This is a genomic window from Marinobacter sp. UBA5687, assembly GCF_002420325.1.
Lineage (GTDB): Bacteria > Pseudomonadota > Gammaproteobacteria > Pseudomonadales > Oleiphilaceae > Marinobacter > Marinobacter nauticus.
In genome coordinates this window covers 1-16,023 of sequence record NZ_DIHV01000029.1, presented here as the reverse complement: position 1 = coordinate 16,023, position 16,023 = coordinate 1, and the positions used below count along the sequence as shown (strand labels likewise).

General features: G+C 54.3%; 18 protein-coding genes. 15 read left to right on the top strand and 3 right to left on the bottom strand.

Annotation, left to right across the window (positions count from 1 at the left end):
- Window positions 1–3: 3 nt before the first annotated feature.
- The 3 genes from B3Y70_RS03210 to B3Y70_RS03200 all read right to left on the bottom strand — a co-directional run bounded on the left by B3Y70_RS03210 (window position 4) and on the right by B3Y70_RS03200 (window position 3,439).
- Entirely contained in the window at window positions 4–1,905 is a 1,902-nt protein-coding gene (locus B3Y70_RS03210; protein ID WP_286893329.1) for a site-specific DNA-methyltransferase, read from the bottom strand.
- A 51-nt stretch (window positions 1,906–1,956) separates the two neighbouring features.
- Complete coding sequence (locus B3Y70_RS03205) at window positions 1,957–2,538, bottom strand: LexA family protein (protein WP_286893331.1); 582 nt, start codon at window positions 2,536–2,538, stop codon at window positions 1,957–1,959.
- A 103-nt stretch (window positions 2,539–2,641) separates the two neighbouring features.
- Window positions 2,642–3,439 (bottom strand): WYL domain-containing protein, encoded by a 798-nt coding sequence (locus B3Y70_RS03200; RefSeq protein ID WP_286893333.1) that lies wholly within the window; start codon window positions 3,437–3,439, stop codon window positions 2,642–2,644.
- A 330-nt stretch (window positions 3,440–3,769) separates the two neighbouring features.
- Here B3Y70_RS03200 and B3Y70_RS03195 point away from each other — a divergent pair, with 330 nt between their 5' ends.
- The 15 genes from B3Y70_RS03195 to modA all read left to right on the top strand — a co-directional run bounded on the left by B3Y70_RS03195 (window position 3,770) and on the right by modA (window position 16,019).
- Window positions 3,770–4,471 carry a metallophosphoesterase gene (locus tag B3Y70_RS03195; protein WP_286893335.1) on the top strand — a complete coding sequence of 234 codons (702 nt, stop codon included), beginning with the start codon at window positions 3,770–3,772 and terminating at the stop codon, window positions 4,469–4,471.
- Window positions 4,464–4,862: a hypothetical protein gene (locus B3Y70_RS03190; RefSeq protein WP_286893337.1), complete on the top strand. Its 399-nt coding sequence runs from the start codon at window positions 4,464–4,466 to the stop codon at window positions 4,860–4,862. The genes B3Y70_RS03195 and B3Y70_RS03190 overlap by 8 nt, the downstream gene beginning before the upstream one ends.
- Before the next feature lie 86 nt (window positions 4,863–4,948).
- Window positions 4,949–5,545, top strand: coding sequence for a 3'-5' exonuclease (locus tag B3Y70_RS03185; RefSeq protein ID WP_286893339.1), 597 nt, complete (start codon window positions 4,949–4,951; stop codon window positions 5,543–5,545).
- Between the two features lie 54 nt (window positions 5,546–5,599).
- Complete coding sequence (locus tag B3Y70_RS03180) at window positions 5,600–6,235, top strand: metallophosphatase domain-containing protein (RefSeq protein ID WP_286893351.1); 636 nt, start codon at window positions 5,600–5,602, stop codon at window positions 6,233–6,235.
- Window positions 6,236–6,251: 16 nt separating this feature from the next.
- Complete coding sequence (locus B3Y70_RS03175) at window positions 6,252–6,875, top strand: antitoxin Xre/MbcA/ParS toxin-binding domain-containing protein (RefSeq protein ID WP_286893341.1); 624 nt, start codon at window positions 6,252–6,254, stop codon at window positions 6,873–6,875.
- 28 nt (window positions 6,876–6,903) lie between these two features.
- Entirely contained in the window at window positions 6,904–7,167 is a 264-nt protein-coding gene (locus B3Y70_RS03170; RefSeq protein ID WP_286893342.1) for a hypothetical protein, read from the top strand.
- Window positions 7,168–7,885: 718 nt separating this feature from the next.
- Window positions 7,886–8,686 carry an undecaprenyl-diphosphate phosphatase gene (locus tag B3Y70_RS03165; RefSeq protein WP_286893344.1) on the top strand — a complete coding sequence of 267 codons (801 nt, stop codon included), beginning with the start codon at window positions 7,886–7,888 and terminating at the stop codon, window positions 8,684–8,686.
- A 9-nt stretch (window positions 8,687–8,695) separates the two neighbouring features.
- Window positions 8,696–9,679 (top strand): calcium/sodium antiporter, encoded by a 984-nt coding sequence (locus B3Y70_RS03160; protein WP_286893345.1) that lies wholly within the window; start codon window positions 8,696–8,698, stop codon window positions 9,677–9,679.
- A gap of 26 nt (window positions 9,680–9,705) precedes the next feature.
- A complete protein-coding gene (locus B3Y70_RS03155) occupies window positions 9,706–10,698 on the top strand; it encodes an FAD:protein FMN transferase (protein WP_288589184.1) in 993 nt (330 codons plus the stop codon).
- On the top strand, window positions 10,698–11,651 hold the full coding sequence (corA, locus tag B3Y70_RS03150) for a magnesium/cobalt transporter CorA (RefSeq protein ID WP_288589183.1): 954 nt from the start codon (window positions 10,698–10,700) through the stop codon (window positions 11,649–11,651). The genes B3Y70_RS03155 and corA overlap by 1 nt, the downstream gene beginning before the upstream one ends.
- Window positions 11,648–13,645 carry an alkaline phosphatase D family protein gene (locus B3Y70_RS03145; protein ID WP_288589182.1) on the top strand — a complete coding sequence of 666 codons (1,998 nt, stop codon included), beginning with the start codon at window positions 11,648–11,650 and terminating at the stop codon, window positions 13,643–13,645. The genes corA and B3Y70_RS03145 overlap by 4 nt, the downstream gene beginning before the upstream one ends.
- Window positions 13,646–13,805: 160 nt before the next feature.
- The gene (locus B3Y70_RS03140; protein ID WP_288589181.1) at window positions 13,806–14,063 is read left to right on the top strand and encodes a zf-TFIIB domain-containing protein; all 258 of its coding nucleotides are present in this window, start codon (window positions 13,806–13,808) and stop codon (window positions 14,061–14,063) included.
- A 67-nt stretch (window positions 14,064–14,130) separates the two neighbouring features.
- Complete coding sequence (locus tag B3Y70_RS03135; protein ID WP_288589180.1) at window positions 14,131–15,060, top strand: DUF6929 family protein; 930 nt, start codon at window positions 14,131–14,133, stop codon at window positions 15,058–15,060.
- Between the two features lie 107 nt (window positions 15,061–15,167).
- On the top strand, window positions 15,168–15,530 hold the full coding sequence (locus tag B3Y70_RS03130; RefSeq protein WP_288589178.1) for a winged helix-turn-helix domain-containing protein: 363 nt from the start codon (window positions 15,168–15,170) through the stop codon (window positions 15,528–15,530).
- Window positions 15,531–15,656: 126 nt separating this feature from the next.
- Entirely contained in the window at window positions 15,657–16,019 is a 363-nt protein-coding gene (modA, locus tag B3Y70_RS03125) for a molybdate ABC transporter substrate-binding protein (RefSeq protein ID WP_288589177.1), read from the top strand.
- The last annotated feature ends 4 nt before the right edge of the window (window positions 16,020–16,023 follow it).

The following is a 16,023-nucleotide window of genomic DNA, read 5'->3' as shown; positions in this document are numbered from 1 at the left end:
TATTTACTTCTCCTCTGTGAAAGACTCGTTGCGTACGTCCAGACCAAAGTCAGACAGGATGCGGTCAGGTATTTGGTACCATATTACATCATCAGTTACGATCAGGTTCCGTCTGCTGTACACGTGGTAGACGCCTGCCAATTCGGCGGCGTCGGCTTCCTCGGTAATTGCTTCATATACCTCTTCCGTGAGATCAGTGTTAGAGCCCGGGCCGGACCAGACCAAGTAGATGCCCTCGTTGCTTGCATTTTTAGCGACGAGGTAAGCATAGGGTCCGTTTTCGTTCCCGACAGTAATGAGAGCCGCTGATCTTCGGCTGCCTGTGCTCGAGTGCGAAGCGATGACGGTGTCTATCATTTCGTCGCGCTCCATTAAAAGGAGAGTCTTCGCGTCGACTTTCTTCTCCAGCACCTTGAAGGTGAAGCCGCCGGCGAGTGCATGCCCCTTGCCGTTGGACCATTTGCCAGAAACCACCTTCTGAAGACGTTTCGCCGTAAGTCCACGCGCATAGGAGTCGCCTCGTTCAGGGCGGCCCTGCTCAACGAGGATGAACCTCCGGTCACTACCAGACATGGAGTTAAGCGCAAGCACTGCGTGCCCAGTTGTACCTGAACCCGCAAACGGGTCAAGGACGGTTCCTCCGTCCGGGGCCCACAACTGAATCAGTTTCATCATTAGTTTCAGTGGCTTCACTGTTGTAAATCCATGCCCTTTGCCGACTATTGACGTCAGCTCTCCCGATCCGTCGCTACTCCGCCCCGATTCCTCAAAGTCCCACGATGTAGAGCCGAGTTCGACAGGAAAGTCCATCTCTTCATCCGCCCAATAGGTGACTGGAACCTTGCCTTTCTTTACCCGCTCAAGATAGGTCTTCGTTCGCGGCCGCCCTTGTCCGTCTCGTCCGAACCATATAAATGGCCATCCGGGCTTGCTAAGCCGATTTTTAGCGCGCTGCGAGACCTTTGGACTAAATCCTTCAGCCAATGCAAGGGCCTTGGCCTTTCCGTCGTTGATTGATTTCTCGATGTATGCAGATCCCCATTGCTCTAACCACGTCTTGATGTTTTTCTTGGTATGCCGCCAAGCACCCTCACCCGCCGGATAATGGAACTCTCCCGTGAATGGAGACTGAATCCCGTAGTCGCTGCTTTGTGACCAGGTACGCGCGGTGAGGTTGCCTTCACGCCACAATCCCAGTGGATCCGAATCTGGATTACCGTACCGCCGATTATCTCCTTCGGTGCGCTTTAGGGAAGAGGTCTTCGAGCGAGATTTATCACGAGCGTAGACCAAGACGTACTCGGTTGTAGCCGTGATGCCGTTTTTGTCGGAGCGAGGAGCTGCCGTTTTCTGCCAGTTGATGATCGCGAGTCGGTTATCCTCGCCAAAGAGCTCGTCAAGCATCTGGCCAAGATGGAACAGCTCGCGACTGTCTATACAGATTGCGAGTACGCCGGAAGGCTTGAGCATTGCCCGCATCATCTGGAGACGTGGATACATGAACTTCATCCATTTGGTGTGCTTCGCAGGGTCATCGCTCCCAACGAACTCCCCCATGTCAGGGTCGTTGGGATCGACATCCCATTTGTCGTTGTACCGGAAGTCACCGCCGGTGTTATATGGGGGGTCGGTCAAGATCAGATCGATTTGGCCTCGCTCTCGGTACAGAGATGCCAGTGCCTGGAGATTATCCCCCTCTAGAATCAAGTTCCGCGCACGACCACGCTCATCGCCTGCACTCCGAGACTTCACTGTGCGTTGATTGCGAGGCCGCACACGGCGGCCGATTTGACGCGCAAGAACCTTGCCGGGAAAGGAGAGGTTGACACCGGCCCCGGTTTTCTCGCGGATCATCTCAATTAGCTGCTCGACGGGCAGCGATTCAAGCTCAGTGATGTCATCCATGGGGTGCCCTTAGAATAGTGATATGATTCGTATGTTTTTGGCGTATTAGTCTCATGAATAAACCCGAAAGCACCCCGTCACTCGCCCAAATAACTCCAATTCGTTTTGCGGGCGAATATCATCAAAGGCCGCGTTGCCGGGTTTCAGGTAAAAACCTCGGGAGTCTTTGGCGAGGTACTTCACAGTGAACTCACCATCCACGATAGCCACCACGATATCGCCGGCTTTTGACGGCACTCCTCGCTTAACTATGAGCTTGTCGCCCTCAATCAGGCCCGCCTCAATCATGGAATCTCCACGAATGGGAATAATCACTGTACGAGAAGGCTCTTCGATCAACAGGCGGTCGATCAGAACGGGATTGCTTGTTACGTCGATAATAGCTTCAGGAATGCCGGCTCGTGCAGTTCCAGCGACCTCTTGACGTTCGTAAAAGCGCGGGCCAGGAGCGAGTCGCTTGTCAGGCATAGACACAAGGAAGCCTGCTTCTTTAAGTCGTCCCACCATCGCAGAGACTGCCGAAGTGGTCTTTAGCCCCACCAAAGATGCGATACCCGAAAATGACGGCAGCACGCCATTTTCGGCGTAGTAATCGCGCAATTCGTTTAGGTACTGATTATCTTGATTTTTCATAGTCGTAATTATAAACCTTAAGCTCAACGCAATACAGACTTATCGAGTATAAACTCGACACAACAAGAACATATCGAGCAAAAAAATACACGTGGTGTGCAGTTTAGGTTGAATCAATTCGGTGCAGGTAGAGTTGATACTGCGGGGGCTGCTGAGTTTTCGGGTCCTCTGCGACTTCCAAATCTCTCAAAAGGTATCGGACTAAAGCTCGCCGAGTGGTAACGCGTCTGCTAATGGCACCCCTGAAGAGCTCGTCTCGAATTAATTGCTCTTGGCCTTGGGTCAATGATGGGTGCGGGCGAAACTCAAGGTGTACTAATTCTTCCCACTCGGCATCAATGGGCGTATCTGTATTCTTCGACGTGGATTCAGCTTGCCAAACCCGAGCTATATTGAAGTCACGGTGCTCCACCGTGCTTTCATCGAACGCTCTCATGTGCCACCTACGTCCTGAGAATACAAAGGCCAGTGGATGAACCACTCTTTCAAGCCCGTCCGGGTGATTCATGGAACGATAGAGAACCCTAACAGCGGAACAATGATTCATTGCTGAATGAATGATCCGGAACAACGCCGGGTCGACGTTAGTGAAGTCTTTCTGGGCATCCTCAACCTGAACATTACCAATCGGGGCCCCCACCGACCGGAAATAGCCCTCGACGCTCAGGTTGGCAATTTCGGGATTGAAACGAGCCGTCGGCACATATCGCCCGCGTACCTGTCCCTTCTGCGTTTGCGTGTTACGTGGGTACGCCTCTCGATACGATGCCAGAATTCGTGAAGCTTGCACGTTGGTAATACCAAACTTCTCCCGCAGCCGCTGGTTTGTTATCTGGCCTTCGTATGCGAGCAACATTTCTATGAACTCATACTGCAGCCGGGTGCGGATGTCTAAAAACATGGATCTCTGCCGAATCTCAATTAACATTAACGCTAATTTAACATTAATGTTAACTCGAAGTCTATTTGGATTTCGCGCTCCAAGGTTGAGGAAGCTGACAACCTCTTTGAGAGTGTGCCAGCGCATATCTACTGACCGCTGAGCGCGCATGAAGCATGCGGACGCAATAGGTCGCTGCCGGGCCGCTCGTATAACTATTTTTATGCGCCTGATGCAGCCCCCGAAGGTGAAGGCTGGGCTCACGAACGAGCTGTGGCGTCGCCAGCGCTGCCAAAGTACAGTAAATATGGAGAAGACCTATAATGTCAGTGATCTATTGAGGTGGTTATTTTGGTTCCTAAGATCTCAGCGCACAGGTTCGTATCAAAAAATCCCGCCGGGACTGACTGGCTCTGCGGTGATCTACACGGCCAATATTGTGCGCTGCAACGGGCACTGACTGGTGCGGCCTTCAACCCTGCTCAAGATCGGCTTTTTCTTTTAGGTGATGTGGTGGATCGTGGACCAAAATCCAAGGAGTTACTGAATTGGGTGTTAGCTACGGATTATGTGCAAAGCGTCATGGGAAACCATGAGCTGATGTTCGTTGCCAGCTCTTTCGACTTCCGGTACCGGGAAAAGCATCGACTCATTGGAGGTGAGTGGGTCGACAAAATCGATTTTTTTGAATATCGAAAACTGACTGCCCAGTGCGTTAAGCAAATGCCTTTGACGATCACTCTGGCATGCGAGCGTGGCAATCTTGGGCTTGTTCATGCACAGAGCCCCGCAGATAACTGGCAAGATGTTCAGCAAGCTGCACTGTCCGACCGCTTCGCGATAGACTGCACTTGGCCGTGGAATCGGGCGCAAGGGCCAAACCAAGCAATAACTGGCGTGACAGCTGTTGTGTCTGGACACATCGGTACAGCGGAAGTGGTTCGAAAAGGCAATCAGGTTTGGATTGATACCCTGGAGCAAACAGGGAACGTAACCTTGGTGCAAGCCAACGAAATTTTCGATTGGGTTGGAAGGCGATCATCGAATGGATAACCTACTTTTGAAAGGCTCTGAGCGGTTCCGTAAGCTGGTTGAGAATGCGGGCGGGTTCGTATCGTCTGAATGGGTTGCGCAGCTGCTGGAGATCAGTGAAAAGGATGTTAGAGCACTTACACTGCGAAACGCGCTGATTGCCCGACGTACGGCCTCCGGAGAGCTAAGCTTTCCACGGTTCCAGTTTGGTGAACCCAAAGGGCAGGTGCTTGCAGGGCTTCAAACTTTGCTGGTCGAGACAGCATCTTGGGTGCCAGAGGAGCTTATCCGGTTTTTATTAGCGAGACACAACCCAGAGCATACTGACGATACGCCGCTGAAAATGCTGAAGCGAGGAGACCTACATAGCGTTTTGCATCTTGCCTCGGTTCACATGGAGCAAAGGCCCTAAGATTTCAATATCACGCGGACATTCTGGAGCATAAACGCTGGTGCGAGCTAACGAGATTTTTGACTGGGTTGGGAGCTGATCACCGTATGGATAACCGCCCTCTGTTGGTTGTCGATCTGGAGGCAACGTGCTGGGAGAACCGAACAACACCAACCGGCGAACCCCAGAATACCGCGAACATGGAAATTATTGAGTTTGGTTGCGCCCTGGCCAATCGGAATGGAGAGCTACTGGATAGCCAGTCATTTTTGGTAAGGCCAACGAAGAACCCAGAACTAAGCGAATTCTGTACATCGTTAACCAGCATCACCCAACCTATGATTGAAACCGCCCCAACTTTTCCGGAAGCGTGCCGGATGATCGATGAGTGGCTGGGACAGCCCAGTGAGGATTTTATCTGGTGCAGTTGGGGTAATTACGACCGTCTCCATATCCAGGCTTCTGGCCAAGAGTACGGATGCGCCCCGGCTTTCATGCGCCTCCCGCACCTGAACCTAAAGCGGATCTGGCGCCGGACGACAGGGCAGAAAAGGAAGAATGGGATGATTCATGCTCTGGCATTTCACGGTCTAACAGCCGAGGGACACCATCATCGCGGCGTCGATGATGCCCGTAACATGGTTCGATTACTGCCGTTTATGAACTGGGCTCTGGAAGCAGAGCTGCTGACTCCACCCTATTAGCACCGTTTAGCAGCGCCAATGAGTAGTTGGTGCTCAGCAAATCTGGAGCATAATTTGAGGCTCGTTTGTATTTCTGACACCCACAGCCTGCATCGTCGTATACCCGAGATCCCTGAAGGTGATGTACTAATCCATGCTGGCGACTGCCTGGGCGCTGGCACACTGGACAACGTGGACGACCTCAACGACTGGCTCGGAACCCTGCCCCATCGATATAAAATTGTGGTCGCTGGGAACCATGATTGGGCGTTTCAAGAGACCCCAGACCTCGCACGAGAAGCTTTGACGAATGCGATCTACCTTGAGGATAGCGGCGTTGAAATCGAGGGAATTCGATTCTGGGGTTCGCCCTGGACACCAACGTTTCTGGATTGGGCATTCATGCTGGATCGCGGCCAACCTTTGCATGACCGTTGGATGCAGATCCCAGAAAACACCGATGTACTCATTACCCACGGCCCACCAAAGGGCGTTGGAGATGAGGCACGAATGGGATTCCGGTGCCAGAATGTTGGTTGTGTGGATCTGCTCCATCGAATCGGACAGTTGTCACTGAAAGCGCATGTTTTTGGCCACATACACGAAGGATACGGAGAGTATCTTCTGGGTAAGGCCCGGCTGATAAACGCCAGTACCTGTACCGTCCGATATGAGCCTACAAACCCACCGATAGTGCTGGATATTGAATAACGCGGGAGACCGAGCCATGACAGCTGAGGAATTGATCGAACGACTGAAAGTTTTACCTGCCGAAACGCCTGTGTTGGTAGAGGGTTATGAAACAGGTTACGACGACATTGCCGGCTTAAAGCCACTGAAGGTCACCTGGTACCGAAATGCTCAGGATTGGGATGGCGAGTATCAAGCATCGGAAAAATTCTCTGACACCGAAAACAGTGCCTTCTCTGCTGTGCTCATTTTTGGTCGCCGAGGACACTTGAGAAAGGTTCAAACACCCAATGTCACCACCGTTAAGGCTATGGAAGAGCTGGATGCCGGTCAGGGCCACCGTGTCAGTCTTGATGAGCTAGTTGCTCAGTGCGATCCCGAAGCACTCATGCCAGAAGAGTTGCAAGCCTGGGAAAACGCCGAGCCTGTTGGTTTGGAATATGCGTCCATAAGTAATGCTGAGCTCGACCAACTGCGCAGCCAAGCCTACGCTGAAATTTTGGATCTTTTCCACGGCAACAAAAGTGCAGCTGATCACTGGGTATGCTCACAAGTACGGGGCTTAAACTATAGGACTCCAAGTGAACTGCTTAACTCGCCAAAAGGCATCGAAATGGTTAGAACTCTGGTTGGTCGATTGAAGCACGGCATCCCCACCTAATAATCAGCGAAACGGCCAGGTAAGTTATATGTTGGAAGGCGATGAAATACCCTCTGCAGCAATAGTGCAAGCTGTGATGAATGAACGGGTGGGTATCCGAAAAGCCATTTTAGCGTTTGTGGAGAAACTAGACGGTCAGTACGAGGCTGTGGAGGTCATTCATTATGGCATTCGGGCTCATGGTGATTGCCGCGCAGAAAGCTACACCAACGTTGCGGTTCTATTGCGTGGCGAATGTCAGGGGCTCGGAGCGTTTGTTGATATGAAGCTTGCCTTGGCGGGCGTGGCTTAGGATAGCTTGTTAATCACAGGTTTTCGTATTCGGCCATATCCAGTCTGGGAGGTGGAATGGTTAGAGTCTGATGGTGTCGTATCATAATAAAGATGGTAACAAATCATAGATAAATCACATAGAAATAGTTCTATCAGGATTTCGATAATAAATAATATTGATAACTTCGTCGCTGGTTCTAGAGCTGAAACGGTGGTCTTCTTACTAATAAAGTTGGTTACTTCAATTAAGACACATGCATTTAGCCACACTCTATTAGAGTATCAAAATATCGACATGTATTATGTCCTATCCCTCCAGCTCTTTAGGCGTCGCCGGTGAAGATTTTTGTATCACGATACAAAAAGTAACGGGTTAGAACGGGTAGAACCCAACGCAGGGCAGACACCGATGGGAGGATTGTGGCGATCATCGCTGATGGGATTAGGCCGAATTGCCTATTTTTTCGTCCTCGCCTTTCCAGTCAAAATTTGCTATTTTCCCCGCATTCTTAGGGGAGTAGTCTCTCAACCCACGTTGAGTTGGCCGTCAACAGTCTCCGAACCCACAGGTTCGTGGCGGTCATGTCCCAGTCGGATTGACAAGACCTAAGGCGCAACGCAACGCTCCGGGGTGGTCGTTCGTGTGTGCCTTGGTATAAGTCTTCCGCCCCTGAGGATACCTGCGTGAATCTTGTTTACCTGCCGATTGGCGCTCCAGCCCCATACAAGGAACGCTAATGGATCTGTTTCATTCCCTCTTGCTTGGCATTCTTCAGGGCATTACCGAGTTCCTGCCGATTTCCAGCTCCGCCCATTTGATACTGGTTCCTGCTTTGGCGGGTTGGGCCGATCAGGGTGTTGCCTTTGATCTGGCAGTGCACGTCGGAACTTTGCTGGCGGTTATTCTCTACTTCCATCGCGACGTGACCGCGCTGGCCCGCGACTGTGTGACGTCGGTGGTACAGCGACGTTTTGTCGGACAAGGTCGGCTGGCGTACTTTCTGGTGCTTGGCACGTTACCGGCAGCTGTGGCGGGCTTGATGCTCCTCGATCTGATCGACAACCAGTTGCGCTCCGTCCAGATCATTTTTTTCACCACACTGGTGTTTGGGCTCCTGCTGGGTTGGGCGGACTGGCGACCCAATCGGCAGCGGGAACTGTCCACTTTGGGCTGGCGGGATGCGCTTCTCGTGGGTCTGGCGCAAGCGGTTTCGCTCATCCCCGGCACGTCCCGTTCGGGGGCCACGATCACGGCCGGATTGCTGTTGGGCCTCAGTCGCGAGGCGTCTTCACGCTTCTCGTTCCTGCTCGCCATTCCTATTACTGGGTTGGCTGCCAGCGCCAAATTGTTGGAGGTTGCGAGCAGCGATACCAGTGTTGACTGGCTTAGCTTTCTGGTCGGTGGAGTAACGTCCTTCCTGATGGCGCTGACCGCCATTCACTTTTTCCTGAAATGGCTCAATCGCTTCGGCATGTGGCCCTACGTGATCTACCGCGTGGTGCTGGCTGGCGTGATTTATTGGGTTTTGATGCATTGAGGAGTTGATATGACATTCGCGTTACTGGCCATCCTGGGTGGCTTTGCCTTACTGGTCTGGAGTGCGGACCGCTTCGTCGAGGGTGCGGCGGCGACCGCCAGGCATGTAGGCATGCCATCGCTGCTGATTGGTATGGTGATTGTCGGTTTCGGCACCTCGGCACCGGAAATGGTGGTGTCGGCCATGGCGGCCCTGGATGGCAATCCGGATCTGGCGTTGGGTAACGCCATCGGTTCTAACATCGTCAATACCGGTTTGATTCTGGGGATCACCGCATTGGTGGCGCCCATCGCCGTGCATTCGAAGATCGTGCGCAAGGAATTGCCGTTGCTGCTAATTATTGGGCTGGTGTCCGGCATGCTGTTCTGGAACGGCGCACTGAGCCGCGGGGAAGGGCTGGTGTTGTTGGCTGGCTTCTTCGGCCTGATTGGCTGGAGCGTTTATTCCGCGCTTAAGGGCCGCGGCGATGCGCTGGAGGCGGAAACCGAGCAGGAGCTGTCCGATCACGCCATGACCCTGGGGCGTGCCATCTTCTGGTTGGTGGTTGGCCTCGTACTGCTCATCATCAGCTCCCGTATCCTGGTGTGGGGCGCAGTCACCATCGCCCAGGCACTGGGCGTGAGCGACCTGATTATTGGTCTGACTATCGTGGCGCTAGGCACCTCGTTGCCGGAGCTGGCGGCCTCGGTCATTGCCGCACGCAAGGGCGAGCACGATATCGCCATCGGCAACGTGGTCGGCTCCAATATGTTCAACCTGCTGGCCGTGGTGGGCATCGCCGGCGTCATCGCGCCGATGCCACACATTACTTCGGAGGTCATGACGCGGGACTGGCCGGTGATGATGGCCATGACCGTCGGATTGTTTGTCATGGCCTATGGATTTCGCGGCGAGGGACGGATCAACCGGATCGAGGGCAGTCTGCTGCTGATGGCCTTTGCCGCCTACAATACTTGGCTGGTGATCTCCGTTGTCGGGGGGCAGGCGGGATGATACGGGCAGCTTTGGTTTCGATCCTGTTGTTGCTTCTGAGTGCCTGTAGCCGCACGGAGCAGGTGGAAACCCTGACCGGCTTCGCCCAGGGTACCACCTGGCACGTGACGGTCTGGCAGCCGGGCGGCGTGGATCTGAACACCTTGCAGAAGCACATTGACGCCGAGTTTTCGCGATTGGATACGGTGCTGTCCAATTATCGCGCCGACTCGGACATTGAACGCTTCAACCGTTCGGAAACCACAGCGCTGGTGGAGGTCGGCGAGGAAATCGTGACGCTGGTGCGCACAGCACGTACTATCAGCGAAGCCAGCCAGGGTTGTTACGACCTGACTATTAAACCGCTGTTCGATCTGTGGGGCTTTACCGGGGACACCCTGACGCCGCCCTCGCCCGATGTATTGGCTCAAGTGCGGCAACATATTGGGTTCAGCAAGTTGTCTTCACCTTCGGGCAATCTGCTACAAAAGTCCGACCCCAAACTGCGGGTGGATCTTTCCTCCATTGCCCAGGGCTACAGTGTCAGTCGCATTGCGGCGGTGGTGGAAGCGGCGGGTATCCAGAACTATCTGGTGGAGATCGGCGGAGAGCTGCAAACCCGCGGCCACAAACCGGATGGTTCCCCCTGGCGCATTGGGGTGGAGCGGCCACTCCCCGAAGGGCGATCCGTGGAAAAGGCCCTCACCATCGGCCGTGACACACCCACGGCGGTGATGACATCGGGAACCTACCGCCATTATTTCGATGAACAAGGTCAGCGTTACAGCCATATCCTGGATGCCCGAACCGGCAGACCGGTGGCCCATAATACCGTCTCTGTCACCGTTGTGCATGATAATCCCACCGAGGCGGATGCCTGGTCCACCGCCTTGCTCTGCCTCGGCAGTCGTAACGGCGTCAAGGTGGCAAAGCAGCAGGGTATTGCCGCACTTTTCATCGATACTGAAGGTGGACAATTACAGGAAGTGCCAACCACCGCCTGGCGAGCACTTAAAGAACAGCATATCGAGGTGAACTGATGCTGAAACTGTTCAACATTGAAGGCGGAGTGATCCGTGAAATCAGTAGCTCCACCGATCAACTCGGGGAATATTTGCCAAAGGCTGATTGGATCGACGCCCATGAACCGGATGAACATGAGCGTCAGCTGCTCGAACGCATGCTGCACACCGACATTCCGGAATCCGATGAGGTGGAAGAGATTGAAGCCTCGGCCCGTTGTTTCGTCGATCAGGCCGGGGTCCACGTCCATTCATTGTTTTTGGCACAGTCGGAAGGACGGCACCAGACCGTCAATGTCGCCTGTATTTTACAAAAAGAGCGTTTGATCACCATCCGCGAAGGCGATCTGGCGGATTTCCGCTTGTTACGCATGCGGGCCAGAAAAGGTCAAGTGGAAGCCAAGTCGCCTCAGGAATTGCTGGTGACGCTGCTGGAACAAAAAGTAGAGAATCATGCCGACACACTCGAAGACCTGCACCGCCAACTGGAACAGGTCAGCTACCTGGTGCTGGAGGATGAGGAATCCGAACTGGAGGACGCCATCAGCAGACTGGCACGCTTGGAGGACAGCAACGGTAAAATCCGGCTCTGCCTGATGGATACCCAGCGTGATATTTCGTTTCTGTTGCGCCACTTACGCGCTGAACCGGCGCATGCCGAGACGCTGCGTGAAGTCATGCGCGACGTGGAAACCCTGATGTCCCACACCACCTTTTTGTTCGACAAGATCAACTTCCTGATGGACTCAACCCAGGGCTTTATCAATATCGAGCAGAACCAGATCATCAAGATTTTCTCCATCGCCGCTGTCGTGTTTCTGCCACCGACACTGGTGGCGAGTATGTACGGCATGAACTTCGAGTACATGCCGGAACTCAAGTGGCTGCTGGGTTATCCCTGGGCCATCTGCTTGATGATAATTTCCGGTATTGCCCCCTACTGGTACTTCAAGCGCAAGGGCTGGTTGTGAGCGACGTTGATCCCTCACTGCCCTTGGTGCTTGCGGGCCCCTTGCTGCGCCGCACAACACCTGAACGGCTGGTGTTCTGGTTGGCGATAAGCGAACCCTTGCGCGTTCGTTTTTCGTTCGCTGACAAACAGTCAATCGCTCACTACCAACTGGAGCCAGGACAGCCAGAGTATCGCCTGATAAGTGCGGGCAAGCATTTGCATTACCTGCTGATCGACCTTGAGCTTGACTCACCATTGCCGCAGGACACCTGGATTTCCTACACACTTGATGTGCAACGACTGCAAAGCGTTAATACCCGCTGGATTGATACCAACGAGTGGACAGCCGGGTTGTGTTACCCATTGCAAAACTCACCCGGTTTCATTGTGCCGTCGCGAGTTAGTAGCCTGTTGCACGGATCGTGTCGAAAGCCACACCACCCGGGAGGGGATGGACTGGTTGAGGCCGACCGTTTTCTGGCGCGCTGCCTCGAGCAGGCGTCAACTCCCTTAGAACACTCCTCAATAGAATCGGCAGCTCAGCAGGACCGACCGGCCTGGCCATCCATGCTGGTGTTAACCGGGGACCAGATTTATGCCGATGATGTCGCGGGGCCGATGCTCTGCGCGATTCACCAGGTGGTCGCAATGCTGGGGCTTCCCGATGAGCCCCTCGCCGGTGGTGAAAAGATTGGGATCGTGAATGCCGAGGGGCTATACAGGCATCCCGCCAGCCTGTACCAGCGCGAAACGCTGTTGCCGCGTCACAAGGGCAATGTCGCCTTGATCGAAGTCTTGTTCGGTGGTGTCGAGAAGCCGGTCTTCACTGCAGACAGCGCCCACAACCACCTGATCACACTCGGCGAGGTGTTGGCAATGTACCTGCTGGTCTGGTCGCCAGCTCTATGGCCATTGATCAATCTGAATCCGCCACCGAGCCTGCAACTCGCCTCCCGCTCCTTGTACCAGAGCGAATGTCAGGCAATAGAGGAGTTTATCGCCGGGCTGCCCGCCGTCCAGCGGCTTCTGGCCCATGTACCCACAGCGATGATCTTTGATGACCACGACATTACCGATGATTGGAACCTCAGTCGTGGCTGGGAGGAAGTGGCCTATGGGCACCCCTTTTCCAGGCGGGTCATCGGCAATGCGCTGCTTGGTTATTGGTTAAATCAGGCCTGGGGCAACAATCCCGACGCCTTCAGCGACGAGCTCCTGACGCTGGTACAGGCTGCCTTAAAAGATCCCGGGGCCGAGGTACACGATGACCTGATCGACCGATTACTGCGGTTTGATCAATGGCATTACACCTGGCATACCACCCCGCCATTGGTTGTTATTGATAGCCGAACCCATCGCTGGCGCTCAGAATCATCGGCTCATAAGCCTTCTGGCCTGATGGACTGGGAGACGTTGACGGATCTACAACAAAGCTTACTGGGATTAAATTCCGTACTACTGGTATCGCCAGCGCCCATCTTTGGCGTCAAACTCATCGAAATCATTCAGCGGGTATTCAGCGGGTTTGGACAACCCCTTATGGTCGATGCCGAAAACTGGATGGCTCACCCTGGCTCAGCGAATGCGATACTGAATATCTTTCGCCACCCCAGAACCCCCAAACATTTTGTCGTGCTCTCCGGCGACGTCCATTATTCATTTGTCTATGACATTGAATTGCGCGGCCGAACCCGTGGCCCGGATATCTGGCAAATTTGCAGCAGTGCCATACGCAATGCATTTCCACCGCGTTTGTTGGCAGTTCTCGACCATGTTAACCGTTGGTTGTATTCAACCCGTTCGCCCTTAAATTGGCTGACAAGGCGACGGCACATGCGGGTGATCCCGCGTAAGCCAAAAGGTACTGCACACGGCCGCCGCCTGCTCAATGGCCCCGGAATCGGTCTGGTTGAGCTTGATCCGCAGGGCGTGCCCTGGCGTATCCGGGAGCTGCTTACGGATGGGCAGGATGTGGTGTTCGAGCGGCGAGAAGCCGAGTCACGGTGGAACTAACGGTTTGCCGATTTGAAAGCGAGAAAAAACCAGAACAATTGGCGCTAAACCTTGAGTAAGGCTTTTTATCCGAGGGCGCGGCGAATTAACTTCTTCCAGTCAGCGCAGCCTGAATAGCCAGACACAGTTTAACAATGAACAACAAAAAGAGGAAAGTATCATGAAATGTCCCGTCTGCAACGAAACCAACCTGGTCATGTCCGAGCGCCAGGGTATCGAAATTGATTATTGCCCGCAGTGCCGTGGCGTATGGCTTGACCGGGGTGAACTCGACAAGATCATTGAGCGCTCAGCCACCGCTGCGCCGGCTCAGGCACCACAGCCGACCCCTAATTATTCACAAGGGCATCATGGCCATTATGAAAAGCCGCATAAATATCACAAGCGAAAATCATTTCTCAGTGAATTGTTTGATTGAGTTCGGCGACACGATGTGGTCAATGCTCTTAGACGATGCACTTGGAACTCCGCGCAGCTGATCCGTTATGCTCACCGTCCATCACCTGCGCGACCTTACGCTAAACCGGCCATCCCATCCAGACCGCCCGGCGCATGTCAGTGCCGCCAGCGGCCTTGTGTGTGTCGGTGATACGGCTTACGTGGTTGCCGACGATGAGCTGCATCTGGGGGTATTTTCACTTGAGGGATCTGAATCGGGTCGATTGTTGCCATTGTTCCCCGGCGAATTGCCCCGCGAACACCAGCAGCGAAAGCGGCAAAAGCCTGACCTCGAGGCACTCACTCTGCTGCCACCCGCTGCGGACTTTCCCTTCGGGGCCCTGCTGGCGCTGGGCAGCGCGTCAACAACCAATCGTCGACGTGGCGCAATGGTGCCGCTGAACGCCGATGGCCTTCCCGAATCCGCCGCACACATCCTGCCACTGGGTGCCTGGTACGACTTTCTGGAAACACGCATAGGCAGACTGAACCTGGAAGGCGCTTATGTCGATGGTGCCGAACTGGTGCTACTGCAACGCGCCAACAAAGGCAATCGACTGAATGCCATTATTCGTCTGGCGCTCCCTGAATTTATCGCGCCAGGGCGGCCTGCTGACTTTCTTCCCACACAGTTGAATATCATCGAGGTGGAGTTGGGAGACATCGATAATGTGCCGCTGGGCTTTACCGATGGTATGGCGCTGCCCCAGGGCGGCTTTGTGTTTTCCGCCGTCGCCGAGGACACCCAGGACAGTTATCACGACGGTGCCTGCCTGGGAACAGTGATCGGCGTCATGTCGGCCAAAGGCAAACTCATCTACCGTGAGCAACTGGCAGTACCCTGGAAAGTGGAAGGTATTTCCGCGTCAGTCCGTGAGGGCGGTATCGATCTGCTGATGGTCACCGATGCCGACGATGAGACCGTTCCAGCGGCACTGTTAGCCGCGCGAATCGAGGACATCGGGTTTCTGCCTTAGCTCCTTGCTCCGGTATTTGGCAATACTGCCACATACAACGGTTTCGTGATTGCCTTCTCTTGGAGCGGCAAGGTAGCGCCATTTCAATTTCAAATAGCCTCTGAGCCATGAATGCCAAAAGAAACAAACCACATGCCAGCTTAATACGACCGCGCGTATACATCGGTGATGGGATCGCCATCGGCCCCGGCAAGATCGACCTGCTGCGAGCGGTCGGCGAGACCCGGTCCATTGCGGCAGCGGCCCGTTCGCTCGGCTTGCCCTACAAGCGCGCTTGGCTCCTTATTGATTCACTTAACGAGGGGTTTGGCCAGCCGGTTATCGAAACGGCGACAGGCGGTAAAGGCGGTGGTGGCGCATCCCTGACAACGCTCGGGCAGCAGCTCATCGAGCGTTACGACGCCCTGGAGACCAGTCTCAACGCCGGCGCAGGCAAGGAACTGCAAGCCCTGCGCGACCTGGCGAACTGATCCATTCTCGATTTCGGTTATGACTTGGCATGGATACTGCTATATACTTATCGTTATGTCTTTTTTGACCTAACGCTGTAGAGAACCCGACAAACAGTGCGGCGGGTTCTTTCGTGCCATGACTCGATGAAAAGGAACCTGCCCACGCAACTCCTACGCCCCTTGTTGCTCGCCTGCGCGCTCCTGTTCGCAGCGGCAGCACACGCTGAAAAAGTTACCGTCACTGCGGCGGCCGACCTGAAGTTCGCCATGGATGAAATCGTCGCCACCTTCAAGAAGGCCAATCCGGCTGACGAAGTGGAAGTCATTTCTGGCTCGTCGGGCAAGTTCCACACCCAGATTCAGCAGGGTGCGCCCTATGACCTGTATTTCTCGGCCGACATCGCGTTTCCGCGTTCGTTGGCGAAAGCGGGGTTCGCGGCTTCCGAGGTCACGCCTTATGCTTTTGGTCGCATTGTGCTGTGGAGCGCTAGTGTTCCGTCTGGTTAATTCC